Annotated in this window: 22 protein-coding genes; 15 read left to right on the forward strand and 7 right to left on the reverse strand. The window is 33.7% G+C overall.

What is annotated here, in order from left to right; translation table 11 throughout:
* Position 1: 1 nt before the first annotated feature.
* On the reverse strand, positions 2–1,078 hold the full coding sequence (locus CWS01_RS00880) for a YheC/YheD family endospore coat-associated protein (RefSeq protein ID WP_101175153.1): 1,077 nt from the start codon (positions 1,076–1,078) through the stop codon (positions 2–4).
* Between the two features lie 17 nt (positions 1,079–1,095).
* On the reverse strand, positions 1,096–2,472 hold the full coding sequence (locus CWS01_RS00885) for a YheC/YheD family endospore coat-associated protein (protein ID WP_101175154.1): 1,377 nt from the start codon (positions 2,470–2,472) through the stop codon (positions 1,096–1,098).
* A 509-nt stretch (positions 2,473–2,981) separates the two neighbouring features.
* Here CWS01_RS00885 and CWS01_RS00890 point away from each other — a divergent pair.
* Positions 2,982–3,335 carry a YlbF family regulator gene (locus CWS01_RS00890; RefSeq protein ID WP_101175155.1) on the forward strand — a complete coding sequence of 118 codons (354 nt, stop codon included), beginning with the start codon at positions 2,982–2,984 and terminating at the stop codon, positions 3,333–3,335.
* A gap of 239 nt (positions 3,336–3,574) precedes the next feature.
* Here the strand turns inward: CWS01_RS00890 and CWS01_RS00895 are convergent, their stop codons facing one another.
* Positions 3,575–3,778 (reverse strand): alpha/beta-type small acid-soluble spore protein, encoded by a 204-nt coding sequence (locus CWS01_RS00895; RefSeq protein WP_101175156.1) that lies wholly within the window; start codon positions 3,776–3,778, stop codon positions 3,575–3,577.
* 222 nt (positions 3,779–4,000) lie between these two features.
* Here CWS01_RS00895 and CWS01_RS00900 point away from each other — a divergent pair, with 222 nt between their 5' ends.
* From CWS01_RS00900 to CWS01_RS00955, 12 genes are all read left to right on the forward strand, one after another.
* On the forward strand, positions 4,001–4,867 hold the full coding sequence (locus tag CWS01_RS00900) for a Cof-type HAD-IIB family hydrolase (protein ID WP_101175157.1): 867 nt from the start codon (positions 4,001–4,003) through the stop codon (positions 4,865–4,867).
* Between the two features lie 378 nt (positions 4,868–5,245).
* Complete coding sequence (locus CWS01_RS00905) at positions 5,246–6,742, forward strand: coproporphyrinogen III oxidase (protein WP_101175158.1); 1,497 nt, start codon at positions 5,246–5,248, stop codon at positions 6,740–6,742.
* Between the two features lie 219 nt (positions 6,743–6,961).
* The gene (locus CWS01_RS00910; RefSeq protein WP_101175159.1) at positions 6,962–8,263 is read left to right on the forward strand and encodes an NCS2 family permease; all 1,302 of its coding nucleotides are present in this window, start codon (positions 6,962–6,964) and stop codon (positions 8,261–8,263) included.
* A gap of 153 nt (positions 8,264–8,416) precedes the next feature.
* Complete coding sequence (locus CWS01_RS00915; protein ID WP_101175160.1) at positions 8,417–9,316, forward strand: ABC transporter ATP-binding protein; 900 nt, start codon at positions 8,417–8,419, stop codon at positions 9,314–9,316.
* Positions 9,309–10,553 carry an ABC transporter permease gene (locus CWS01_RS00920; RefSeq protein WP_101175161.1) on the forward strand — a complete coding sequence of 415 codons (1,245 nt, stop codon included), beginning with the start codon at positions 9,309–9,311 and terminating at the stop codon, positions 10,551–10,553. Before CWS01_RS00915 ends, CWS01_RS00920 begins: the two co-directional genes overlap by 8 nt.
* 359 nt (positions 10,554–10,912) lie before the next feature.
* A complete protein-coding gene (gene treP / locus CWS01_RS00925; RefSeq protein ID WP_101175162.1) occupies positions 10,913–12,307 on the forward strand; it encodes a PTS system trehalose-specific EIIBC component in 1,395 nt (464 codons plus the stop codon).
* Between the two features lie 189 nt (positions 12,308–12,496).
* The gene (gene treC, locus CWS01_RS00930; protein WP_101175163.1) at positions 12,497–14,185 is read left to right on the forward strand and encodes an alpha,alpha-phosphotrehalase; all 1,689 of its coding nucleotides are present in this window, start codon (positions 12,497–12,499) and stop codon (positions 14,183–14,185) included.
* Positions 14,186–14,457: 272 nt separating this feature from the next.
* On the forward strand, positions 14,458–15,174 hold the full coding sequence (gene treR, locus CWS01_RS00935) for a trehalose operon repressor (protein WP_101175164.1): 717 nt from the start codon (positions 14,458–14,460) through the stop codon (positions 15,172–15,174).
* A 352-nt stretch (positions 15,175–15,526) separates the two neighbouring features.
* Complete coding sequence (locus CWS01_RS00940) at positions 15,527–16,726, forward strand: metallophosphoesterase family protein (RefSeq protein WP_101175165.1); 1,200 nt, start codon at positions 15,527–15,529, stop codon at positions 16,724–16,726.
* A 19-nt stretch (positions 16,727–16,745) separates the two neighbouring features.
* A complete protein-coding gene (locus CWS01_RS00945; RefSeq protein ID WP_101175166.1) occupies positions 16,746–19,739 on the forward strand; it encodes an ATP-binding protein in 2,994 nt (997 codons plus the stop codon).
* An 89-nt stretch (positions 19,740–19,828) separates the two neighbouring features.
* Entirely contained in the window at positions 19,829–20,776 is a 948-nt protein-coding gene (gene yhaM, locus CWS01_RS00950; protein WP_101175167.1) for a 3'-5' exoribonuclease YhaM, read from the forward strand.
* Positions 20,777–21,263: 487 nt separating this feature from the next.
* Positions 21,264–21,458, forward strand: coding sequence for a sporulation YhaL family protein (locus CWS01_RS00955; protein ID WP_101175168.1), 195 nt, complete (start codon positions 21,264–21,266; stop codon positions 21,456–21,458).
* 228 nt (positions 21,459–21,686) lie between these two features.
* Here CWS01_RS00955 and CWS01_RS00960 read toward each other — a convergent pair whose 3' ends face one another.
* Positions 21,687–22,538 carry a peptidylprolyl isomerase gene (locus CWS01_RS00960; protein WP_101175169.1) on the reverse strand — a complete coding sequence of 284 codons (852 nt, stop codon included), beginning with the start codon at positions 22,536–22,538 and terminating at the stop codon, positions 21,687–21,689.
* A gap of 390 nt (positions 22,539–22,928) precedes the next feature.
* Here CWS01_RS00960 and CWS01_RS00965 point away from each other — a divergent pair, with 390 nt between their 5' ends.
* Both CWS01_RS00965 and CWS01_RS00970 read left to right on the forward strand, forming a co-directional pair.
* Entirely contained in the window at positions 22,929–23,012 is an 84-nt protein-coding gene (locus CWS01_RS00965; RefSeq protein ID WP_101175170.1) for a YjcZ family sporulation protein, read from the forward strand.
* Between the two features lie 120 nt (positions 23,013–23,132).
* Positions 23,133–23,222, forward strand: coding sequence for a YjcZ family sporulation protein (locus tag CWS01_RS00970; protein WP_101175171.1), 90 nt, complete (start codon positions 23,133–23,135; stop codon positions 23,220–23,222).
* A gap of 77 nt (positions 23,223–23,299) precedes the next feature.
* Here the strand turns inward: CWS01_RS00970 and CWS01_RS00975 are convergent, their stop codons facing one another.
* The 3 genes from CWS01_RS00975 to CWS01_RS00985 form a co-directional block, all read right to left on the reverse strand.
* Positions 23,300–23,479 carry a hypothetical protein gene (locus CWS01_RS00975; RefSeq protein ID WP_101175352.1) on the reverse strand — a complete coding sequence of 60 codons (180 nt, stop codon included), beginning with the start codon at positions 23,477–23,479 and terminating at the stop codon, positions 23,300–23,302.
* Between the two features lie 162 nt (positions 23,480–23,641).
* The gene (locus CWS01_RS00980; RefSeq protein ID WP_101175172.1) at positions 23,642–24,187 is read right to left on the reverse strand and encodes a DUF3267 domain-containing protein; all 546 of its coding nucleotides are present in this window, start codon (positions 24,185–24,187) and stop codon (positions 23,642–23,644) included.
* 308 nt (positions 24,188–24,495) lie between these two features.
* Positions 24,496–25,065: an HTH-type transcriptional regulator Hpr gene (locus CWS01_RS00985; protein ID WP_101175173.1), complete on the reverse strand. Its 570-nt coding sequence runs from the start codon at positions 25,063–25,065 to the stop codon at positions 24,496–24,498.
* Positions 25,066–25,130 lie beyond the last annotated feature (65 nt).

Consider the following 25,130-nt stretch of genomic DNA (forward strand, 5'->3'; position numbering starts at 1 on the left):
GCTATCCCTCCTTGGTTTCTACAATATCTGTTATAGCAGCCGCATACAGTGTTGGAGCTTTATACAGTTGTTCAGCTAAATGAGGATAAGCGCTTAGTATTACCTTTCGTCCTGGTTTGGAATTAATGTCTAATATCCATAAAGATCCATTTTCTGTTACTCCAATATCAATTCCTAGTTCAAAAAGGGAAGGAAATGATGCCTCCAATACGGCAGGAATAGACGAAAGAATATCATTTAATTCTTGTGTTAAAAATTTTTGGGAAGAACTAGAGAAATCCTTTACCCAGTCATGAAAAGGAATTACTGTGGCTCCTGCACTTAAATTAGAAATAATTCGATTCTTATCGCCTAATCGAACTCCTTTTTCAATTACTCTCCATTTTCCATCAGGCTTTTTTTGCAAAAAACATCTTATGTCAAAAGGCTGCTTATTGCGAGTGCATAAGGGCAAATAAGGTTGGCTTAAATATTCGTTTTTAGCTAATATTTTATTTAGCCATTCACTAAATTTCCGTTCATCTGTAAAGATATGCTGCACTTGTTTTTCTTTTTTATCTGTTTTGACAACAATGTCTTTTTTTCTTTTGTGAATAAAATATATACCGTTTCCTTGGAAACCATGAATTGGTTTAATGATGACAGGATTAATGGAGGGGAGGTTTGCAATTAGTTGTTTGGCGCTGGTCAGTTTTTTTGTTTTAGGCAAATATGCTTTTAAACTAGAGGAAGCAAGCACTTCATACAGCTTTAGCTTATTTGGCAAGCCATTTCCAATGAACTGAATATCTTTTCGTTGTTTTAGCCAATTAACAATATTTTTGCATTGATTAGAATGGGGGCTTTCATGGTAAAAGCAACGGTCATAAATAATGGAGGGAAGAGGGAATTCCCCTGCTATCCACTTTCCTTTCTTATGGTGAAAAACTTTCCCTTTTACCTTTTCAGTATAGGGATTAAAGGTAGATGGCATAAAATGATAAATGCGAAAGTCGGCTGGGTCTGCATGTTTTGCAATTTCCTCCACATAGCTTATTTCATTATTTAAAGAAAGTGTCATAATTCCAAAGTGCTTCATCTAAACTAGTCTCCTTTCTATTCAGGTGGAAAAGATAAGCGAATAAAATATTCTAATAAAGCCTTAGTAGAAGGGCGTATTTGGCTAGAATTTTGCTCGATATTTTTTGATGGTTTTGAATTGGCCTCGATTATCCATAAATCTAAATTAGCCTCCACGCCCATATCGATGCCCATTTCTCCAAAATGCCCATTTGAATGGGCAGCAATAGCCGCTGCTGTCTCAATAGCTAATTCTTTTAGCTGAGCAATGATTTGATGTGCATTTTCTTTTCCGAAAAGCTCTTTTAATACTGATTTTGCTTGAAAGATTTCTGCTCCCTGCGCAAGATTTGCAACAAAAGCATCGTGACTTGCAACTCTTGCAACAAGTGAGGTTGCCCTCCATTCTCCGTAATAGTTTTTATGGCAAAGAACACGAAAGTCTAATGGGCATTCTTTCATTTTCACAAAGTCTATTCCTTGCTGGCAAAGATAGTTTCTTTTTTTTGAGAAAGGCTGCATCCACTTCCAAAGTTGATCTATATGTGAGAAGAAGCGCTTTTTATCTTTTTGTTTTCCTGTAGATATAGATGCAGCATATTTTCCCTCTGATAATGTTAGATGAATAATGTTGCGGCCTTGGCTTCCATGAATCGGTTTTATATAAAGAGAAGGATATTTCTCTAACATGCTTTCTAAAATTTGTTTTGTTAAAGGGTGAGTTTCTGGCAAATGTTTTTGTATATGTGTATCTTTTTTTAATAAAAGATGTGTATCATATTTAGAAAAAAATTGGGCGTTAAAAATTGGAATATTTTTCTCTTCCAATTTAGTGCAAACCTGCTGAAAAAATAGACTGGAATCTAATTTGCGTGAATGCAGGCGGTTGTATACAACGGTTGGGAATGGCAGCTCCATTTGTACCCATTTATTATCAATAACGATATATCCAGATACACAATTAGTAGAAAATCCCTGTAAACCGCATACATATACGATACCGCCTATTGCGGCAATTTCATGAGCTAATTCTTTATAAAGTGTAGAGAGAGAACGAAATGGCGCTTTTCCTTCTTTTGCTTCTTGGATCTCTGTTAAAATAGCGATAATTGGTCCTAAGCAAATCGTTTGAGTTTTTGGAATAAACTGTGCTAAAAAGTTGGAGCATAGAGTAGAGAGTTGTTTTATCCTATTTATTAAATTGGAAGACATTAACATCCATTTATTCTCTGTAGAGGTAGTTTGAACAGTCACGGGTACAACAGTTTGACCTATGGATAAACATACTGGTTTTGTTGGATCTATCTCCCAATGATGGAGTAAAGAAGGACTTATGCTTATTGTATATTCTTCCAAATGATTAGAGAGAGAGGCATCCTCCTGTAAAGTTAGCTGTAAAAAAGTATTGTTCATTAGATTTCCTCATTTACGAATAAAGTATCAAACAAGCTATAAAGGGAGATTTCACTTAGCAGGAGATGGAAAAGCTCTATTTAGGACCTTCTAAGAGAGAAAAGTCCCCTTGAAAATAGGCGAGTTGTGATATGGTATCGTATGAAATAAAGAAAGAATTTGTGCTAATAACTAGATGGAGAGTATTAGCATGAATGAAAGCGGGATAAATATTTATTATTGCTGAATATAAACGATGAAATATCTAAAAAGGAAGGATTTTTATGCCTCATTTGGTGGGTAGTCTGAACTATTTTTGGTGAAATATGGGATATAACGTCATTTTATAAGAGTTGTAAAAATAATGATAGCAACCAAGATTGACTATTCTTTTTTATTTTTAGGCTCTATGAAAGAACTATGTATATTCATTAAAAAGACAAGTTCTTAGATAATAAATGGTCTTTCTAGCTTTCTAGCGCATAGTTTGTTATAGTGGAGACAATTGTAAAAAAGGAGTTGTTGTTATTATGGCAGTAAATTTACATGATTCTGCATATGAATTAGAAAAAGCAATTCGTCAAAGTGATGAGTATAGTAATTTAAAAAAAATGTATGATGCAGTGAATGCAGATGCTTCTGCAAAAGCAATGTTTGAAAACTTTCGCAATATCCAAATGCAGCTGCAGCAAAAACAAATGACAGGTCAAGAAATTTCACAAGAAGAAGTGGAACAAGCCCAAAAAACAGTCGCACTAGTGCAGCAACATGAAAAAATTGCGAAGTTGATGGAAGCAGAGCAACGCATGAGCATGGCAATCGGCGAATTAAATCAAATTATTATGAAGCCGTTAGAAGAACTATACGGCTCACCACAGCAATAATTATAAATGGAGCAAGTGGAACCTGATCGAGTAGTAGGAGAGGGAGATGCTGCTCTTTTTTATGTTCTTTTTAGGAATAATAAACTAATTTTATTTACTCATATATATATATAAATTCTGTTAAAAGCTATTGATGGTCAGTTTATTTGTTTGACCCCCAATATTAATGAATATAACTTGAAAAAGTAGAAACCCGCTCCTTTAAAAAGGAACGGGATTTTTTATTTAGTCATTATTTATTAAAATTTACTTCCGCCAAGTTGTTGCTCAGCCATTTGCACTAATCGTTTTGTGATTTCTCCTCCAACTGAACCGTTTGCACGGGCAGTTGTTTCTGCACCTAAGGTTACTCCAAACTCAGTTGCAATTTCATATTTCATTTGATCCAATGCTTGAGATACTCCTGGTACTAAAAGTTGATTTGAACTATTATTGTTTGCCATGATGAATGTTTCCTCCTTTAAGTGTGTTTGATTGGCCTTACATTCTATAGTTTAAAAAAAATGGGCGATTTTATGCAGAATAATTAATGGTAATTATTTCCGCTTTAAAAAGTTTGCATGAGAATGAAATTATGGTTCTTCTAATAAAGCTTAGTTCTATTATATTTATTTGCAACATACATGATATATAAAGACAATTCATCCTAGAAATGGGGGAAAAAAATGATTTATCGCTTATTAGCTTTAAATATCGATGGTACTCTCCTGCAAACGAATGGTCGTATAACAAAATCAACAAAAGAAGCAATTGAATATGTGCAGCAAAAGGGAATATATGTGACACTTGTTACATCCAGAAGCTTCCCATCCGCAAAAAAAGTAGCGAAAGCTTTAAAGGTTGGCAGTCATATTGTTACGCATCAAGGTGCACTTATTGCCAATGATATAGAAAAACCAATCTATGTGAATAGAATAGCGGAAGAACTTACGTATGATATTGTTCGTTTTTTAGAAGGATTCATTTGTCAGGTTCGTTTAGTGCATGAAAAATTCTCTCTTGCAAATAAATCAAAGCTTAATCATAATATGTTGGCAAAAACAGTTCTATCATCTGGAGATCCTGTTTTTTATTCTCATCAATTTGTAGATGTACTTAGTGAAGTTTTATTAGAAGAGCCAGTAAGTCCACCGAAAATGGAAGTATACTTTGAAGAGAAACGAGATTTATTGGATGCAAAAGAAGTGCTAGAAAAGATGTTTGATTCGATTAATATTGTTCAAATAAATGAATTTCGCCTGGAAATTTTGCCAACAGGCGTATCAAAGTTGCATGGCCTATTATATTTAGCTGAAAAACTCGGCATAAAACAAAAAGAAATGGTTGTTATTGGAAACGCTATGGATGATTTAGAAATTATAGAAGCAGCAGGACTTGGTGTCGCAATGGGGAATGCACCAAATGATTTGAAAATTGCTGCAGATTGGGTGACAAGATCTAATAATCAAGATGGTGTTGCTTATATGGTAAAAGAGCATTTCCGCAAGCAGCAGCCAATCGAGTTTCTCCGCAAGATGAATATTATAAAGTGAAACTTTAATCAATGAGTGATCTTCATCCTTCCCCTAGATATCTTTTCATTTTGAGATGGGGGTTAGCTTTCTGATAGAGTATTTTGCTATTATATTTACTTATATTTTGGAAATAGGGTCTATAAATAAAAAAGGCCCTATTTTGTTATGTATAAAGGCTTCGTGATAGTCAGCAAGGTTTTAAGAGAAGCTTTTTAAAAGAAAGTATAAATCCCCAAAAATTTAATGGCATGCATACTAGAATACTCTAAAATATTTTTTTTTATGCAAATTTTTTTAGCAGTGCGAAAGAAAATTTTGACCTACCCTAGTTAGTTTTTGTAGACTAAAGTATAATAAATATTTAACACTTAATAATGAAATAAAGGTGAATAAAAAATGAAGATAATTTCCATAAGCGGTTTAACAGATGAACGTTTTATACGACCGCTAGAACATATCGGCAACTTATTTTTTGAAGATACAAAAGTAGTATTTGAACGTAAAGAAGAAGGACTGCATATAGATTTTAAAGTAGAATCTGATGAAAAAACATTTACTGTTAGTGGACAAGTAGAAGGAGAAAGTCCTTTTATCTGTACAAAAAATATTACTGAGCTTACCGAAAAAGAATATTTTAGGCAAATAAAAAATGCTATATCACAAAGTTATTTGATGGTTCTTGAAAATCATACCGGAATGATACAAAAATGGGGCATATTAACAGGAATTCGCCCGACTAAATTATTGCATCGTCATATCCAGAATAATGTTCCAGCAGAAGAGGCACATCAAGCTTTAAAAGATGAATATTTAATATCAGATGAAAAAATCGCTTTAATGCAAAAAATAATTGCCCGTCAATTAACCGTCATTCCTGATTTATATGACTTAAAAAAAGAAGTAAGCATTTATATTGGCATTCCATTTTGTCCCACTAAGTGTGCGTATTGTACATTTCCTGCCTACGCAATTAATGGAAGACAAGGTTCTGTTACCTCTTTTTTAGGTGGACTTCATTATGAAATGAACCAAATTGGTGAATGGCTAAAAAAGAATAATATTCGCATTACAACGGTTTATTATGGGGGAGGAACTCCAACAAGTATAACTGCGGAAGAAATGGATATGCTGTATGAACAAATGCATGCAAGTTTCCCAGATGTAGATGAAATTCGGGAGTTAACAGTAGAAGCAGGACGCCCTGACACCATTACACCAGAGAAATTGGCTGTATTAAACAAGTGGAAGATTGATCGTATTAGTATAAATCCACAATCTTATACACAAGAAACATTAAAGGCAATAGGAAGACACCATACGGTTGAAGAAACCATTGATAAATATCATTTAGCAAGAAAACATGGAATGAATAATATTAATATGGATTTAATTATTGGTCTTCCGGGAGAGGGGATTAAAGAGTTCCAGCATACACTAGATCATACAGAAGCTTTAATGCCAGAATCCTTAACTGTTCACACCCTGTCTTTTAAACGCGCTTCCGAAATGACGAGAAATAGAGCAAAATATAAAGTCGCCGAAAGAAGCGAAGTAGAAAGTATGATGCATATGGCAGAAAAGTGGACAAAAGATTTCGGCTATGTTCCATACTACCTGTATCGCCAAAAAAATATTCTTGGTAATTTAGAAAATGTCGGCTATTCCAAGCCAAATAAAGAAAGCATCTATAATATTATGATGATGGAAGAATTGCAAACGGTTATAGGGATTGGCTGTGGTGCTTCAAGCAAGTTTATTCATCCTGTAACAGGAAAAATTACACAATTTTCTAATCCTAAGGATCCTAAAACATATAATGAAAGCTTTGAAGAGTATACAAACCGAAAGATTGCATTATTAAACGAGCATTTTCTATCGGAAGAAGTAAAGTAAAGTTATTTGGTCTAAGAAAAGAAACTAGTTCAAAAATCCTTTTGAGTTGATGGCATACTTAAAAGGATTTTTGCCATGTATGCAACAGAAGTTTATGCATAAAATATTCATAATTGGATTATCAAATTTAAATTATTGTACAAAAGTAGTTGCAATTTCATTTTAAAACGAATAATATAGAAAATGTTGTTTTTAAATGTTCGTTTTTGGAGGTTTAATATGTTTCACTTAAAGCAAAATAATACAAATGTAAAAACAGAAGTAATTGCTGGTTTTACCACATTTTTAACCATGGTATATATTGTTGTGGTGAATCCGGTGATTCTATCTAGCGCTGGCGTACCATTTGAACAAGTCTTTTTGGCTACGATTATATCAGCTGTTGTCGGAACATTATGGATGGCACTGTTAGCTAATTATCCAATTGCTATTGCACCTGGAATGGGGTTAAATGCATATTTTGCTTATTCGGTTGTAGGCACACATGGGGGAACAGACTATACTGCTGCACTTTCTGCTGTATTTGTGGCAGGAATTATTTTCATTATCTTATCTTTAACTCCTTTCCGGGAGAAATTAATTAAAGCTATTCCAGAAAACTTAAAACATGGTATTACAGCCGGAATTGGGTTGTTTATTGCCTTTATTGGTTTGCGCCAAACAGGAATTATTGTAGATCATCCGGAAAATTTAGTCGGCCTTGGGAATTTACAGTCTCCAAGTGTTGTACTTGCTCTTGTTGGGCTTGCGATTACCATTATTTTATATACGATGAACGTTAGAGGAGCCTTATTTTTAGGTATGATTGCAACGGGAATCATTGCTATTTTCACTGGACAGCTTGAATTTGCAAAAGGTTTTGTTTCTATGCCTCATTTGCCAGAAGGTCTGATTATCAGCAATCCACTTGATGCAATAGGAGATATCTTTCACCATAGTTTATATGCAGTTGTGTTTTCCTTTCTGCTAGTTACCATTTTTGATACGACTGGAACAATGGTTGGGGTTGCAGAACAAGCTGGTTTAATGAAAAATAATCATTTGCCAAGAGCTAGACAAGCATTACTGGCGGATTCACTTGGTACCACAGTTGGGGCGGTTTTTGGGACAAGTCCAACAACTGCTTATATTGAATCAACTGCTGGAGTTGCAGCGGGGGGACGTACTGGATTAACAGGTGTAGTTGTTTCTGTACTTTTTATAGCGGCTGCTTTTTTTGCTCCATTAGTTAGTGCTGTTTCTGGACTTTCTGCTATTACAGCTCCTGCATTAATCATTGTGGGAAGTTTGATGATGGGGGCTATTTCCGAGGTGAAGTGGTCAGAATTTGATGAAGCATTTCCAGCTTTTCTTGTTATCTTAAGTATGCCTCTTACTTCTAGTATTGCAACAGGAATTGCATTAGGGTTCATATCTTATCCTTTATTAAAGCTGGTAAAAGGAAAAGGAAAGCTGGTTCACCCATTAGTGTATATTTTTGCTTTGTTATTTTTATATCAATTAGTATTTTTGCCACATTAAATAATGCATTTTTGAAAGCATTGGATAAGGATCCAATGCTTTTTTATTAATAATTTTCCTGATGGACCAAAAAACAAACATCATAGGTGCAATAAATAACTTGAAACCTTTTCCAATTTCTTTCGTATAGAATAGGGAAGGAGGGTTTAAAACATGACTTTAGAGTTAAAAAATGTTTCAAAAAAATTCGGATCATTTCTAGCAGTTGATAATCTATCTCTTTCTATACCGGAGAAGGAGATGTTCGGTTTTTTAGGAGGAAATGGAGCGGGGAAAACGACTACCTTCCGAATGATTTTAGGAATTTTGGACAATACGGAAGGGGAAATCAGTTGGGATAATAAAAGAATCGATTATTCAACAAGTCCATTTATCGGCTATCTTCCTGAAGAAAGAGGATTGTATCCAAAATTAAAGGTAAAAGATCAACTTGTATATTTAGCAAGACTAAGAGGTATGGATAAAAAGACGGCATTAAGAGAATTGGAATATTGGCTGGACCGTTTTCATGTTCCTGAGTATTTGGATAAAAAAGTGGAAGAACTGTCAAAAGGAAATCAGCAAAAAATTCAATTTATCAGCGCTGTTTTACATAAGCCAAAATTATTGATATTAGATGAGCCATTCAGCGGGCTTGATCCTGTTAATGTAGAGCTATTAAAGGCGGCTGTCATTGATTTGAAAAATGCAGGAACTACGATTGTATTTTCCAGTCATCGAATGGAACATGTAGAAGAGATGTGTGAACATCTATGTATTATGCATAAAGGTAGTCCGGTTGTTCATGGGTCTTTAAAAGAAATAAAAAAAAGCTTTGGCAAAAAAAATGTAACAATCCATGCCGATTTTGATCTTAGCTACTTAATTAAACATCCGGGCGTTGTAAAATTAAAGCAGACTACAGAAGGAGTATCTTTGCAAATAGAAGGAGAAGAAATCGCTGAGCAAATTCTTAATAATATAGTTGGAAAAGGATTTATTCGAAAGTTTGCATTAGAGGAGCCTTCTCTCCATGATATTTTCATAGAAAAGGTGGGTGGTTCTTTTGAGTAATTTTTGGATTATACTTTTCCATACGTATATAAGCAAATTAAAAACGAAATCATTTATTATTACAACGGCTATAACTATTGCTCTAATTATAGCATTAGCTAATTTGACCTCTATCATTAATGTATTTGATAAAGACGAAAACAAAAAAGTGGCTGTCTTGGATCAATCAGGTGAATTATTTGCACCACTTGAAAAAATCACCACATCATCTAATAAAGAGCTGGCGTTAGAGTTGTATGATGGCAGTGAAGAAGAAGGAAAGAAACTCGTGAAAGATGGAGAATACGAAGGATTATTAGTATTAACCTATAATACAGAAAAACTTCCAGATGCTCATTATTATTCTATGAATATTGCAGATTCTTCTGTTTCTACAGATGTTATTGCCAATATTCAAATAATTAAGAGCAACTTAGCTGCTGCGCAATTAAATTTAACGAGTGAACAGTTGGAAAAATTAAATGAACCTGTTTCCTTTCAATCGACAGCTCTTGAAGAAAATGCAAAAACGGCTGAAGAATTAGATCAAGCAAGAGGACTTGTGTATGTACTATTATTCCTTATTTATTTTGCCGTTATCATGTATGCAAATATGATTGCGATGGAAGTGGCAACGGAAAAGTCCTCTAGAGTAATGGAAATTCTTATATCAAGCGTTTCTCCTATTAAGCATATGTTTGCGAAAATTCTTGGAGTTGGACTATTGAGTTTAACCCAGTTAGTTTTGCTGCTTGGTATAGGCTATTATTTTATGACAAATAATAAAGATTTAAGCTCGATGGAAGGGTTTTTAGGATTTGGAGATGTCCCAATTTCTACTATTTTTTATGCAGCAGTCTTTTTTATTTTAGGCTATTTCCTTTATGCGACTCTTGCTGCCTTCCTTGGTTCACTAGTAAGCAGAATAGAAGATATGCAGCAGATGATTACACCAATGACGCTTCTTGTTGTTGCGGGCTTTATGATTGCAATGTTTGGACTCGGTGCACCAGATAACAAGTTTGTAGCTGTTACATCCTATATTCCGTTCTTTACACCAATGCTTATGTTTATGCGGGTAGGCATGCTTAATTTGCCTTTATGGGAGCCGATCCTTGGTATAATAATACTAATTGCATCTATTATTATTCTTGCTGTATTTGGTGCAAGAGTATATAAAGGCGGCGTATTAATGTATGGAAAATCTAATTCATATAAAGACATAAAAAAAGCGCTGCAGCTTACGAAAAAGAATTAATTGCACACTTTTACTTTAGTAAATTAAAGATAAATAATCATATGCGTTTGTCGACAGCCTGAGCACATCATTTATACAGTGATGTGCTTTTTTATCTTTTTGTACAGTTTAAAAAGATTGTTTGAAGTTTGTTCAGTGAATAGGCTGCTAGAAATCGATTGTTTAAAATGGGCTGAGTATGAGTAAAATGAAAACGCATTATTTTTTTATTGACAACCTGTATATACAGGTTTATTATAAGAGGATAACTTGTATATACAGGTTTCGAGGGGATGTTTTAATGAAAACGCTTATCCGCTATTATATATTTTATTAGTAATTTATTGGATCGTTGATCAGAGCAACAGGAGGGAAAATAAATGGCTGTTGATAAAAAACAAGTCAGTAAAATTATTGAAGCAATCGGCGGAAAAGAAAATATCGCTGCTGCAACACATTGTGTGACACGCCTGAGATTTGCGTTAGTGGATGAAGGAAAAGTAGACAAAGAAAAATTAGAATCTATTGATCTAGTAAAAGGTTCTTTTTCCACAAGCGGGCAGTTTCAAGTAGTGATTGGTCAAGGAACAGTAGATAAAGCATATCAAGAATTAGTGAAGCAAACAGGTATTGGCGAAGCATCGAAAGAGGATGTAAAAAAGGCTTCCGAACAACATTTAAATCCACTGCAGCGAGCGGTGAAAACATTGGCAGATATTTTCATCCCAATTTTGCCTGCGATTGTTACAGCAGGTTTATTAATGGGCATCAATAACCTTTTGACAGGACCGGGAATTTTCTTTGAAAAGTCGGTAGTAGAGGTTTATCCGCAATGGGCTGATATTGCAAGTATTATTAACTTAATTGCCAATACAGCATTTACATTTTTGCCTGGATTAATTGGCTGGTCTGCGATGACACGCTTTGGCGGCAGCCCGCTGCTTGGTATTGTATTGGGCTTAATGTTAGTACACCCTGATTTATTAAATGCATGGGGATATGGATCTGCTGAAAAAGTTCCTACTTGGAATATATTTGGTTTAGAAGTAGAGAAAGTAGGCTATCAAGGCCAAGTTTTGCCAGTATTAATTGCCTCTTATGTGTTAGCTAAAGTAGAAATTTTCTTAAGAAAACGTATTTCCGATTCCTTTCAAATGCTTCTTGTAGCACCAATTGCTTTATTGGCAACAGGTTTTATTTCCTTTGTTGCAATTGGACCTATTACGTTTGCAATTGGAAACGCTATTACAGATGCTGTTATTGCGGTATTTAATTTTGCTCCATTCCTTGGTGGTTTGCTTTATGGCGGGTTATATGCACCACTTGTTATTACAGGAATGCATCATACATTTTTAGCAGTAGACCTACAGTTAATTGGAAATACAGGAGGAACTTTTCTATGGCCGATGGTTGCATTATCTAACATTGCCCAAGGTTCAGCAGCATTAGCTATGCTATTTGTTTTGAAAGATGAAAAATTAAAAAGTTTATCAGTTACTTCCGCGGTTTCTGCTTATTTAGGAGTTACAGAGCCAGCTCTATTTGGAGTAAACTTGCGTTACCGCTATGCTTTTATATCAGCGATTACTGGATCAGCGCTTGCAGGTGCATTTATTTCCATACAAGGTGTTAAAGCACCGTCTATTGGTGTAGGAGGACTGCCTGGTTTCTTATCTATTTTCCCTGCAAATTGGGGGGCATTCTTTATTGGAATGGCAATTGTAATAATCATTCCTTTCCTATTAACAATAGTAGTTGGAAAAATGAAGAAGTGAAGGTAAAAAAATAATAGAGAGTGATGCTTTAAAAGTAGGAAATCCATCTGCTTTTTAAGTATCCTTTCTTGTTTTTGTAATAAAAGAAAAAACATATTCACTGAGATGAGAATAACTAACTTTTGGAGTATCAAAAATTGAAAAACTTAATGGAAAGAAAATGAAATAAATATTGGTGGTGCAGAAAGAATGGAACAATCATGGTGGCAAAAAGCAGTTGTATATCAAATTTATCCGAAAAGTTTTCATGATACAACAGGCAATGGAGTAGGAGATGTTCAAGGAATTATTCAAAAGTTGAATTACTTAAAAGAATTAGGCGTCGATGTTATTTGGCTGACTCCCATATATGCATCTCCTCAAAAAGATAATGGCTATGATATTAGTGATTATTATTCCATTCACCATGAATATGGGACGATGGAAGATTTTGATGAACTGCTTGTACAAGCACATCAAAGAGATATAAAAGTAATTATGGATCTTGTCGTGAATCATACATCAACAGATCATCAATGGTTTAAGGAGGCATCTTCGTCAAAAGATAATCCTTATCGAGACTTTTATATTTGGCGTGATGGAAAAGAAGATGGCAATGAACCAACTAATTGGCAGTCTAAATTTGGCGGGAATGCATGGCAATATGATGAAAAAACAGAACAGTATTATTTGCATTTATTTGATGTAACGCAAGCAGATTTAAATTGGGAAAATGAAGAACTTCGACAAAAAGTATATGAGATGATGACATTTTGGTTTGAAAAAGGGGTGGATGGTTTTCGTTTAGATGTTATTAACTTAATTTCAAAAAACCAGCAGTTTCCTGATGATGATGGATCAATCGCTCCTGGAGATGGAAGGAAATTCTATACAGATGGTCCACGTGTTCATGAATTTATTCATGAAATGAATAAAGAAGTATTTTCAAAATATGACAGCATCACGGTTGGCGAAATGTCATCCACTACCCTTGATCATTGCATTCAATATTCTAATCCAGGAAATGAAGAATTAAGCATGACCTTTAATTTTCATCATTTAAAGGTGGACTATCCAAACGGTGAAAAATGGGCACTCGGCGAAATGGATTTCCTGGCGTTAAAGAGTATTTTATCTAAATGGCAGGTGGGGATGAATAAAGGCGGGGGCTGGAATGCATTGTTTTGGTGCAATCATGATCAGCCAAGAGTTGTATCCCGGTATGGAAATGACGAGAAATATCATCAGGAATCAGCTAAAATGCTTGCAACAACCATTCATATGATGCAAGGAACCCCATATATTTACCAAGGGGAAGAGTTTGGCATGACCAATCCAAAATTCACTTCTATTGGTCAATACCGTGATGTAGAGTCATTAAATATGTATCAAATTTTAAAAGTAAATGGCAAATCAGAAGAAGAAGTATTGGAAATACTCCAAGAAAAGTCCCGGGATAATTCAAGAACTCCTGTACAATGGGATGATTCAGAACATGCAGGATTTACAAAGGGAACTCCTTGGATTGAAGTAGCAAGCAATTATAAAACAATCAATGCCGAAGCGGCACTTGAAGAATCTGAATCAGTTTTTTACCATTATCAAAAACTGATTTCTTTACGCAAAGAATATAACATTATTACAGAGGGAGATTATGAGCTATTACTTGCTGATGATCCTCAAATATTTGCATATATTCGTTCCGCAGGAACAGAAAAGCTGTTAGTTATTAATAATTTTTATGAAAAGAACACAATTTTTAAATTTCCAGAAACTATTAATTTTGATGGATTTAAGCAATCAATAATTCTTTCCAACTATCCTGATTCCCAACTAGATCCAAAAAATGCAGAATTGCGTCCATATGAATCGATTGTGTATCATTTAAAAAAGATATAGAATCATTTTACACATAAAGGGAACGTTAGTTGAAATATGATTTAAAATAATAAAAGTGCTATGGAAACAATAGTTTTCTATAGCACTTTTATTTATTTTTTTGTATTTATAGATCATTCCTTTTTTACCATATATTTTACTCACAGTTGAGGAGAATTTAAACAAAGGATAAGTTCATTTGAAAACAAGAACTAAAAAAATTCCTATTTAGACAAGAAGGAATAAACAAGGTAGAATAAAAAGTAAAACTTGTCATTAATGTTGGTGAAAAAATGAAAAATAAATATTTAGTTATTTTTGAAGAGTTAGAAGCAGCTATTTACAGTGGGAAATACCCTGCTAATACTACCCTTCCTTCAGAAAATGAGTTGGCAGAACAATTTGAGACATCAAGAGAGACTATACGCAAATCCCTTAATATTTTAGCTCAGAAAGGTTATATCCAAAAGATGAAAGGAAAGGGATCATTAGTATTAGATTTGCAAAAATTGCAATTTCCGATTTCAGGCTTAGTAAGCTTTAAAGAGTTAGCAGAAAAAATGGGGCATACTTCCACTACTTTTGTAGAAAGTTTTTCAAAGCAAAAAGCAAGTCCTAGGCTGGCGAAGGAAATGCAGCTGAATCCAGATGATTTAATTTGGAAAATATTGAGGGTGCGAGAAATCAATAAAGAAAAAATTATTTTGGATAAAGATTATATTGTTGAAAAGTATGTTCCCGATTTAACAGTAGATATATGCAAAAATTCTATTTTTGATTATATTGAACATCACTTGAATTTAAAAATTAGTTTTGCTCGTAAAGAGTTTACTGTAGAGCAGCCAACAGAAGAAGATTATCAGTTATTGGATATGGAAGGATTTCAAGCTATTGTGGTAGTGAAAAACTACATATATTTTGACAATGCAACGCTATTTCAGTACACAGAGTCAAGACACAGGCCAGATAAATTTAGATTTGTAGATTTTGCGAGAAGAAGTGAATTGTGAATGAATAGATTCAAGCAATAAAAATGCTATTATTTCTTGTTTGTAAATTATGTAGGGAGGTAGAATTTGCAGACAGAAACAAGAGTGCAAAAAGGATAGACAGAGCTAAGTTTATTTTGCTCATCTATCCTTTTTGTATTTTTTATTATATGAGATGCTAGATAAATACAGCGTACCAGAGTAGATTCTGACAGATAATTTAATTTTTAATTAAACAAATAAATGGAAAAAAAGTATAACATGAAGCAAATAGGTTCATAAAAATAGGTGATAATGTAGGAACGTGCATTCGCTTTTTCAACATGTTAGAATAGAAGCAAAAAAGTGGAGCACTAGAAAGGGTGGCTATTCCATGAAAAAAGTTTCTTTTATACATTGTGCCGATTTGCATTTAGACAGTCCGATAACAGGCCTAAGAAATGTGCCGAATTTTATTGTAAAAAGGCTTCAAGAAAGTACTTTTTCGTCATTTTCAGCAATTATCGATAAAGCTATAGCCTATAAAGTAGATTTTATTATTATTGCAGGGGATATTTTTGATGGGGAAGATAGAAGCATTAAGGCGCAAATACGATTTCGCAAGGAAATGGAAAGGCTGCATGCTCATCATATAGCAGCATACATTATTCATGGCAATCATGATCATTTAAAGGGAAGCTGGACAAAAATTGTTTTTCCAGATAATGTATATGTGTTTCCGGTGGAAGTAACTGCAAAAACTTATAAAAAAGAAAATACAACTGTTGAACTATATGGCTTCAGCTATGAGGCGAGGCATATAATGGAACGGAAAATAGCTGATTATAAAAGAAAAGAAACTGGTGATTATCATATTGGCATCTTGCATGGGAATTTAGAAGGATCAAGTGGACATAGCCCATATGCTCCATTTTCCATGCAAGAATTAACAGCTAAACAAATGGATTATTGGGCGCTTGGCCATATACATAAACGAGCAATACTAGCTGACGAACCTCTAATTGTTTATCCAGGAAATATCCAAGGAAGACATAAAAAAGAAACAGGAGAAAAAGGGGGATATTTTGTTCAATTAAATGAAATTGATACAAAGATAGAATTTTTTTCAACTGCTACTATCGTTTGGAAAAATATTATCTTTGATGCGACGGGTATTCAAACATTGGATGAATTAATGCTTTTAGTCAATCAGAAGGTAGAAGGAGAAAGAAAAGCAGGAAGATCCTTTATCCTTTTTCTAGAGATACATCAACTAATGATTACTGATAGTATAGATGAAATGGAATTGTTAGAAATTTTGCAGCAAGAACCAGTAGAGGAAGAAGAATTTATATGGGTGGCTTCAATAAAATACAAGGAAAATAAAAGATGGATAAAAGATCATTTGGTAAATGAATCGGAGTTTTATAAAGAACTGTTTGCAGCCGCAAATAATCTGCAAAATGTAGAAAAAGCATTAGATCCACTGTATGGTCATCCTGCTGCTCATCGATATTTGTCAGAATTAACGGATGAAGAAAAAAAAGAATTGGCAGTGGAAGCAGAGAATATTCTGATTAAATTGCTTAACTAAGCTTTAGGGGTGAAATAGCTTGCATATTCAATCAATTACCATATATGGATATGGAAAGTTGGAAAATGCATCATGGAATTTTAATCGATCTATCCAAGTATTTTATGGAGAAAATGAGGCAGGAAAATCTACAATAATGAGTTTTATTCATAGCATCCTTTTTGGTTTTCCAACTAAACAGCAAACAGAACTAAGATATGAACCGAAAATGCAACATAAATATGGAGGGCAGCTAATTGTGTTCTTTCCAAAACATGGAACAGCAACGATTGAGCGTGTAAAAGGAAAAGCCAGCGGTGATGTTACGGTAGTGATGGACAATGGCAGACGAGGCCAAGAAGAACTATTGGCAGAACTGCTGCAAGGAATAGATAAACAAGTATATCAATCTATTTTTTCATTTAACTTGTTTGGATTGCAGAATGCTCATCAATTAAAAAGTGCAGAATTGGGACGTTTTTTATTTTCTACTGGGGCGGTTGGTTCTGACCGCTTATTGCAGACTGAAAATGAACTGCAGAAAGAACTAGACATTCGTTTTCGACCAGGGGGAAAAAAGCCACAGCTGAATAACAAAATAAAGCAACTAAAAGAGAAATATCAACAGTTGAAAATTGCAGAGAAAAAAAATAGTACATATGAACAGCATGTGCATGACCGAAAACAAATGGAAGAGAGGCTAAAGGAAGCAGGGGAAAGCAAAAAAAGTTTAGAAAAGGAAATGCAAAATTTGCAAGAATGGATAAAATTGCAGCCATTAGTAAAAGAAAAAGAAATGATAGAGGAGAGTTTAGCAGCTTATAAAGACATATCATTTCCGATAGATGGGCTAATAAGATGGGAAAGAGTGAAAGAAAAGCTGCTCTCTATTGAAAGTGCGAGGAAGAATATAGAAATAAAGGCAGCAAAAATAAAAGAAGCGCAAAATCTTCTGGCACCCAATCATTTATTGCTCAATAAAGAAACGGAAATAATGCAAGTGTTAGAGAAACTTCCTTTATTAGACCAATGGAAAAGCAGGCAGCTGCTCATTGCCGCTCAATTAAATGCTATAAATCAAGAAATCGCGGAGTTGGAAGAAAAGCTTTATGTATCGGAAGAAAAAGAGCTGATTGAAAGCAATACAAGTATATTTTTGAAAGAGCAATGCAAAACTGCAAGCTCCAAACAAAGAAGATTACTGGAAAAAAAAGCAGAGCTCGATAATCAGTACAATGAAGAACAAACATTATTAAACAATCTAGAACAGCAAATAGATGTATTAAAAAATAAATTGTTATCGCCGGAAAAAAGAACAAAATTAGAAAAAAAAGTTAATTCTGTTCAACTCCATTCTCTTCATCAGGAACAAGTAGATTCTCTTAAAAAAGAAGAACTAGAGATTAGACAAATTCTAGATAAAAATAATAAAAAACAGCGACAAGATGTGATTCAATGGGGATTATTTACAGTTTTTTTGGTTTTAGCAGCACTATGGGGATTTTTTAAAGAGGAAATGCTTTTTGCTGTGATGGGTGTAATAGTAACTATTATGGGAGCGCTGTTTCTATTTCGTTCGATGCAGCAAACTAAAATGGAAAATGCAAGATTGGGAATCAAGCTGGAAGAAGTCATAAAAAATAAGAATGACATCGAGAAGACAAAAGATGCAAGGGATACATCTGATCTTTCCTATGCGGTGGAAAAACTAAAAGAAGACGATGAATATCAAGAAAAATATAAGATGTATAAATTGCAGCTAGAACAGCAAAATGAACGGTACGAAAAAGTGCTGCGCGGTTTTGAAAAATGGGAATATGAATATCACAAGAATATTACAGATCTAATGAAATTAACAAATGAACTGCATATTTCTAAAGAATTTGCTAGTCCGTTTATCTATGATGCTTTTTTATTAATTGAAGAGTGGAAAAAGAAAAAAAGAGAAAAAAATAAGCTATTAGAAGAATGGGAACTATTGGAAGCAGATATAAAGAAACTAGCAGAAAAAATAGGTTTATTTTATAAACGTTTTTTTGAAGAACAAACAAAAAATGTTCAAACTATGTGTTTTCATTTAAAAGGGCTTATTAAAGAAGAAAATGAAAAAATGGTTCGTTATAGTGAAAATATTAGTAAATTGGATGAATATAAAAAAGATATAGAAGGATATAATGGAGAATTACAAGTTTATCTAACTGAAAAAGAGCAATTATTTAAGCAAGCAGAGGCAGAAAGTGAAGAAGAATTTCGCAAAATTGGACATAAGGAAGAAAAAAAGAAACAATATATGGTAACCCTTGCATCCATTAAAACACAGCTAGAGAGGGCTTTTATGCAGCCGAATAAAATAAGTGATTTTATGCAAATAGAGGATCTAACGGCGGAATTACAGGCCCTAGAAAAGCAGATAGAAGAATTATCTGAACAGCAGAAGCAATGGATGGGAAATATAGCAGCATTTAATTTAGATATTGAGAAGCTTGAAGCAGGGGGAACTTATACAGAAATTTTACATTCCTATAAGCAATTAAAAGCAGAGTTGGAGGAAGATGCAAAGGAATGGGGGAAATATGCTGTTGCCAAACAGCTTTTATCCGATACAGTCAAACAATATAAGGAGAGACATCTGCCTAAAATGCTGCGAAAGGCGGAAGAGTATTTCACTTTTTTGACAGAGGGAAAGTATATTCAGATTATTCCCCATGATAATGGAGCTGGATTTTTAGTAGAAAGCAAAGAGCACTTATTTTTTGAAGCAAACGAGTTAAGTCAAGGAACGGCAGAACAATTATATGTTTCTATTCGCTTGGCACTTGTAAATACATTTTATGCAAAATATGAAATGCCTCTTATTATTGATGACAGCTTTGTTAATTTTGATGAAAAACGAACAGGCAGAGTGGTGCAACTGTTAAAAAAATTTCAGCACAATCAACTGCTGTTTTTCACATGTCATTCACATATCGCTGCGTATTTTTCAGAAGAAGAAGTTTTTTCATTCATCTCACCGCCGATTATTTCGGAGCAGTAGTGAGTATGTTTTCATGTTATACTTACTAGTATTGTAGATGAAATTAAATAGTTGATTTAATATACCCAGAAGAAAAGGAGAGAAAGCTTTTGAATAAAAAAGGGATTCTTCATTATGAAGTGGGGGAACAAATACAAGTGTATTTGTTAATTAAAAGTGCAACAAAAGCAATTGCGAGCAATGGAAAACCGTTTTTAACCCTTATCTTTCAAGATAAGAGTGGAGAAATTGAAGCAAAGCTTTGGGATGCTACTGATTCGGATGAGCAAAATTATCGTCCTCAGATGATTGTAAAAATAATTGGCGATATTCAAAATTATCGAGGGAGACTGCAATTAAGGATACGACAAATTAAACCAACAACAAGTGAAGATAATGTTCGCTTGGCAGAATTTTTGGAAACAGCTCCCTTAACACAAGAAGTAATGCTTGAGAAAATTACTCAATATATATTTGAAATGAATAATTCAAATATACAACGTATAACAAGACATTTAGTAAAAAAATATCAACAAGCATTTCTTGAATATCCTGCTGCAACCAAAAATCATCATGAGTTTGTATCTGGTTTGGCTTATCATGTTGTCAGCATGCTAGATTTGGCAAAATCTATTGCTAATCTGTATCCGACCTTAGATACAGATCTCCTTTATGGAGGAATTATTTTGCATGATTTAGGAAAGGTTATGGAGCTTTCTGGACCAATTTCCACTGTGTATACGGTAGAAGGCAATTTATTAGGGCATATCACTATTATGGTGAATGAAATTGGAAAAGCGGCCGATGAATTGCAGATTCAAGGAGAAGAAGTGATGATCCTCCAGCATATCGTGTTATCTCACCATGGAAAAGCAGAGTGGGGAAGTCCAAAGGCACCGTTAATTAAAGAAGCAGAAATTATTCATTATATCGATAATTTAGATGCGAAAATGAACATGCTTGATCGGGCATTGGAAAGAGTGAAGCCAGGAGAATTTTCAGAGCGTATTTTTCCATTAGAGAATCGTTCCTTTTATAAACCAACTTTTCATAAATAATATACTAATAATAAATACAAAAGAATATCAAAAGGAGCCATCCAATAAGCGAAGCTGACTTTTCGTCTATTAGATGGCTCTTTTTGTTTAAGAATGCTGATAATTGTCCTTTTAAAAATTTTTATTATGCATTAATGGGCTTTTGGCCATCATCTAAGGGGGAGCATTTTTTAGTATAAAATAGTCCAAGTATTTATGGCGGAAATGGGATTTAATCATCTGACAAAGATTATAGCGTTCTTATCTATTAAAAAAAAGAGCAATAACGGAATATCTCTTTTTATGCAAAAGGCTTTTTAAAGGCTCATTTCCGGCCGCTAGATACCTCTTTTTTCATAAAAAATGCTTGAATCTGTATTCTTGATTTTTAATGAATGAGCCCTTTTAGACAGCCCCTCTGTTTTTTCTAATGGCATAATCTATTTTTTCTAGCATATGATGTAGTAGATAAATGATATGGAAAGAACAAGAGAAGGGAGCAGTTTACATGGATATTCCAATGTGGATTTTATTTGTATTTGGTGGGATTGTTATAAGTGCATTTATGGCAGTGAAAACAGGGCGGGAAGATAGGAAGATGGAAAATGAAATAATAGAAAGAGAAGGCGAAGTATATATGCAGCGCTTAGAAAAGGAAAAGGAACAAAGGAAAGACAAGCCAGAGGGGAGAAGTATTGGATAATAAAAAAGCAGCCTAGATTTATTCTAGACTACTTGAGGCTATCGACAAACGCTCGCTTTCTTCGTTGTTCGCCTTGCTCGGATGCTCATTACCTGCCTGGGTAACTTCGCTCCTCCCAAGGCTTCACGCTTTGATGCGACAAACGTTTTCGATCAGCCTGAAAAGTTAACAAAATAAGCTTTGTCTACACTTTGGAGCAGCCTAGATTCATTCTAGATTGCTTTTTTATTAATTTGAAGTATCCAACAAGGCTTTTAAATCTTTATCTGTAATAGAAACATCCGCTTCTTTCAGTTCTTTTTCCATTGCTTCATTAATATCTTCTGTTGTCAGCTTGGACACTTTTAATTTATATTCCATTTCATCTTTTACATCTTCATATTTTTCTTTCTCTTTTTTATCTGTTACTTGAATAATCTCATAGCCATTTGTTGTTTTCACTGGATCGCTGATAGCATTTGCTTTTAATTTGAATGCTGCTTTTTCAAAGTCTGCATCTTTTGTGCCTGAACTGATCCAGCCTAAATCTCCTCCTTCTGATGCAGTTGCGGTATCGGTGGAATATTTTTTTGCTACAGTTGCAAATTTTTCGCCATTATCTAGCTTTTTCTTTACTTCTTTTGCTGTTTTTTCATCTGTCACTAAAATATGGCGAACCTTAATATCTGGCTGATAGTCTTCGTAGTATGCTTTTATTTCTTTGTCTGTTACTTCAATATTTTTTACAGCAGCTTTTTGTTGAAGCAAGCCTGTTTTAAACATGGCTCGCAAATCTTCTTCACTATTGTAGCCATATTGTTGAATGGCTGTTAAGAAGTTATCGCCATATTGACTTTTAATTTTATTTACTTCTTCATCAATTTCCTCATCTGAAACCTTGTATTTTTTCGCAAGCACTTTTTCATAAATCATTGGCTGAAGGGTAGATGCACCGTATTTTTCTTTCATTGCATCATAAAGCTGTTCCTTTGTTATTTCACCAGTATCTGACTTTACGATAGTTTCAGAGTCATCATTGCCGCATGCACTTAGAGAAATTACTCCAGCGGCTAAAGTGAGGGATAATATCCATTTTTTCAAGTTAAACACTCCTATGTTAGTTTTTCCTTCTAGACAATGCTAACTATAACATAATTGGTAAAAAGAACAAAAATGAATCACAAGGGGGAGTAGGGAAAATATTTTGTTCGAAATGGCAAATGAAAAAATAGGTATATGTCCTGTTCCGTTTTTAGGTCAAATACATATGATACATTGAGCTTGAAAAAGGAAATACCTTTCTAAAAGCTTGATTGTGGCATTGTTGCAAAATAAGGGGAGATAACAGGAACGAGTACTTTGCTGCTTTTTCTATTATTCAGCTATGAATAGTTAGAACAAATCTTTATTGTGCGACATTGTTTAAATATTATAGCGATCCAATAGTTTATTGAGTCTGAAATGGTAGCTCCCTTAAAAGGAGGTGTTACTATGGGTCACGCATACGGCGGTGGATTTGCATTAATCGTAGTATTGTTCATCTTATTAGTTATCGTAGGTGCTGCATGGCTTTAATTTCTATTAACTATTACCAATAAATGGTTTTAATTAACAAAACAGTTTATCTGTAATGGGAGAAGTCTAATGGAGCAGCGTACAAAATAATCATTCAATCAATAGAAAGGAGGAGATTTCATGTCAGGAACAGGCGTATACGGTGGCGGATTTGCTTTATTAGTAGTTCTTTTCATCTTATTAATCATTATTGGGGCATCTTGGTTATAAGATAAATTGCTTAAAAAAAGATAAAAGAGGCAATCTCGCCTCTTTTATCTTTTTTGAGTTTTATATATCCTTGGCAATTAATTAAAAAGGATATCAACATAGGAAGAAATCAAAAGAATTGTAATTAGAACATTGATGGTTCGAAACACCTTTGGCTGTTTTTCTTCGGCAATCTCTTTTTGTAAACATAAAGCAGTGGTCATTCTATTAATATTATATAATATTAATATAGCTAGGATAATAAAAATGGAGATCATCATTGATTCCCTCCTTATAAACAGTAGTATTATATGTTATTTACATTATCAAATTATTGGATAAAAAGATAGTATAAACTCTTACTAATTGTACAGTTGTCTCTACTTTTGACTTTAAATAGTATATGATGCTATATCGTGTATTAGAATAATGAATAGAAATTAGGATGCTTTATTAATAAGAATTTCAAAGCCATTTTCATTTTCCTCGACAAAACATTGATTCGGCGCTTTCCAAAGGTTTTTCATACGGATGAAATCTGGAACGCACATCCCAAAATGATAGGCGAATAAAATTAAAAAATAATGAACATAATGTGTAAAAAGAAAACAACAAACAATAAATACTGTATTTAATACAATAACGGGTGTAATAGATGCTAGTAAGAAATTCCATTTTTTTATAGGTTCTTGTGCGCGAAAATAAATGACAGGGAAAAAATGGTAGTGAATATGAATTGTTTTTTTTACCTTTTTTCCTAATGGAATCATTGGCAAGTAATGAAGCAATTTATGAATTGGATAAGTTATCACCATACATAATAAAAAAAGTGAAAAATAATTATCGTTTAGTCTGTTTTGACTGAAGTAAGCAGTAAATGGTACATATAGAAAAAGAAATGTAATCAGCATCGTAAGGGAAGAAATAATAAAAAGGCGCTGCATGCCATATTGTTTTTGTATATTAATTGTCTTCCAACAGTTCATTTAATAACCTCCAAAAGGAGAAATTTAGAAATTTTTCTCAACTTACTTTGATACTTTACGATGAAAAGAGTAAAAAATCAATAGGGGAAATAAAGTTTTTTTATTAAATGATGAAAGCTGAAGATTCTAAATGAAGGCCAACTAGCAAAAAAAAAAGCTGCATAAAAAATAAAGGCGTTCATAGCAGTTAAATACAAGCAAGGAGGGCTTGCATTTAGCAAATATAAAAAGGCAAAAGAAATTTTTCTTTTGCCTTTTTACAGTCCTTTATCTCTCTATCTTTTTATATTTTTTGTTTTTTAGCTGACTCAATCTACAGGAACAGGATCTTTTGGTCTAAGTTGTCCATTTACTTCTGTAAAGGATTCTTCAATATTAGTAAAAGAGCTTTCGAAAATCTCCATAAAATTATCTCCATAAATATGTTTGACAATTGTCATCATTTCAATCATTTCTGGGAATTTTCCATATAATTCTTTAATTGGAAGTGCAGCAGAAAAAGCAGCGCTATTATTAGGATTATACTCTGACATAATGTTTAAAAACATCGATTCGCCTTTTTCTGTTAAATAGATATACGTGTTTCTTTTATCATTTTCTTTTTTTGAAAACTTTAGAAGGCCTCTTTCTTCTAATTTTTTGGAAAAATTAAATGCAGTAGAAACATGCATTACTCCAAAATTGGCAACATCAGAGATAGAAGCCCCGTTTAATTGGTATGCAATCCATAGTATGTGATGCTCATTGATATTTAAATCGTAAGGTTTAATCCAAGATTGCCAATCTTTTTCAATAGACTTCCAAAGTGCTTTACTAAGTTGCCCGATGCGTTGAGTAAATAATAATGATTCCTTCATTGAGTATTGTTTATCGTTCATCCCCAATTTCACCTACTTTTCTATTTTCTATAATCATTATGCCAATAAAACAAAAATTAATAAAG

This window comes from Niallia nealsonii, from assembly GCF_002835805.1.
Taxonomy (GTDB): domain Bacteria; phylum Bacillota; class Bacilli; order Bacillales; family Cytobacillaceae; genus Niallia; species Niallia nealsonii.

Bases quoted from the DNA above. Each gene is read 5' to 3' on its own strand.
- CWS01_RS00880 (WP_101175153.1), bottom strand. From the start codon at position 1,078: ATGAAGCACTTTGGAATTATGACACTTTCTTTAAATAATGAAATAAGC.
- CWS01_RS00885 (WP_101175154.1), bottom strand. From the start codon at position 2,472: ATGAACAATACTTTTTTACAGCTAACTTTACAGGAGGATGCCTCTCTC.
- CWS01_RS00890 (WP_101175155.1), top strand. From the start codon at position 2,982: ATGGCAGTAAATTTACATGATTCTGCATATGAATTAGAAAAAGCAATT.
- CWS01_RS00895 (WP_101175156.1), bottom strand. From the start codon at position 3,778: ATGGCAAACAATAATAGTTCAAATCAACTTTTAGTACCAGGAGTATCT.
- CWS01_RS00900 (WP_101175157.1), top strand. From the start codon at position 4,001: ATGATTTATCGCTTATTAGCTTTAAATATCGATGGTACTCTCCTGCAA.
- CWS01_RS00905 (WP_101175158.1), top strand. From the start codon at position 5,246: ATGAAGATAATTTCCATAAGCGGTTTAACAGATGAACGTTTTATACGA.
- CWS01_RS00910 (WP_101175159.1), top strand. From the start codon at position 6,962: ATGTTTCACTTAAAGCAAAATAATACAAATGTAAAAACAGAAGTAATT.
- CWS01_RS00915 (WP_101175160.1), top strand. From the start codon at position 8,417: ATGACTTTAGAGTTAAAAAATGTTTCAAAAAAATTCGGATCATTTCTA.
- treP (WP_101175162.1), top strand. From the start codon at position 10,913: ATGGCTGTTGATAAAAAACAAGTCAGTAAAATTATTGAAGCAATCGGC.
- treC (WP_101175163.1), top strand. From the start codon at position 12,497: ATGGAACAATCATGGTGGCAAAAAGCAGTTGTATATCAAATTTATCCG.
- treR (WP_101175164.1), top strand. From the start codon at position 14,458: ATGAAAAATAAATATTTAGTTATTTTTGAAGAGTTAGAAGCAGCTATT.
- CWS01_RS00940 (WP_101175165.1), top strand. From the start codon at position 15,527: ATGAAAAAAGTTTCTTTTATACATTGTGCCGATTTGCATTTAGACAGT.
- CWS01_RS00955 (WP_101175168.1), top strand. From the start codon at position 21,264: ATGGATATTCCAATGTGGATTTTATTTGTATTTGGTGGGATTGTTATA.
- CWS01_RS00965 (WP_101175170.1), top strand. From the start codon at position 22,929: ATGGGTCACGCATACGGCGGTGGATTTGCATTAATCGTAGTATTGTTC.
- CWS01_RS00970 (WP_101175171.1), top strand. From the start codon at position 23,133: ATGTCAGGAACAGGCGTATACGGTGGCGGATTTGCTTTATTAGTAGTT.
- CWS01_RS00975 (WP_101175352.1), bottom strand. From the start codon at position 23,479: ATGATCTCCATTTTTATTATCCTAGCTATATTAATATTATATAATATT.
- CWS01_RS00980 (WP_101175172.1), bottom strand. From the start codon at position 24,187: ATGAACTGTTGGAAGACAATTAATATACAAAAACAATATGGCATGCAG.
- CWS01_RS00985 (WP_101175173.1), bottom strand. From the start codon at position 25,065: ATGAACGATAAACAATACTCAATGAAGGAATCATTATTATTTACTCAA.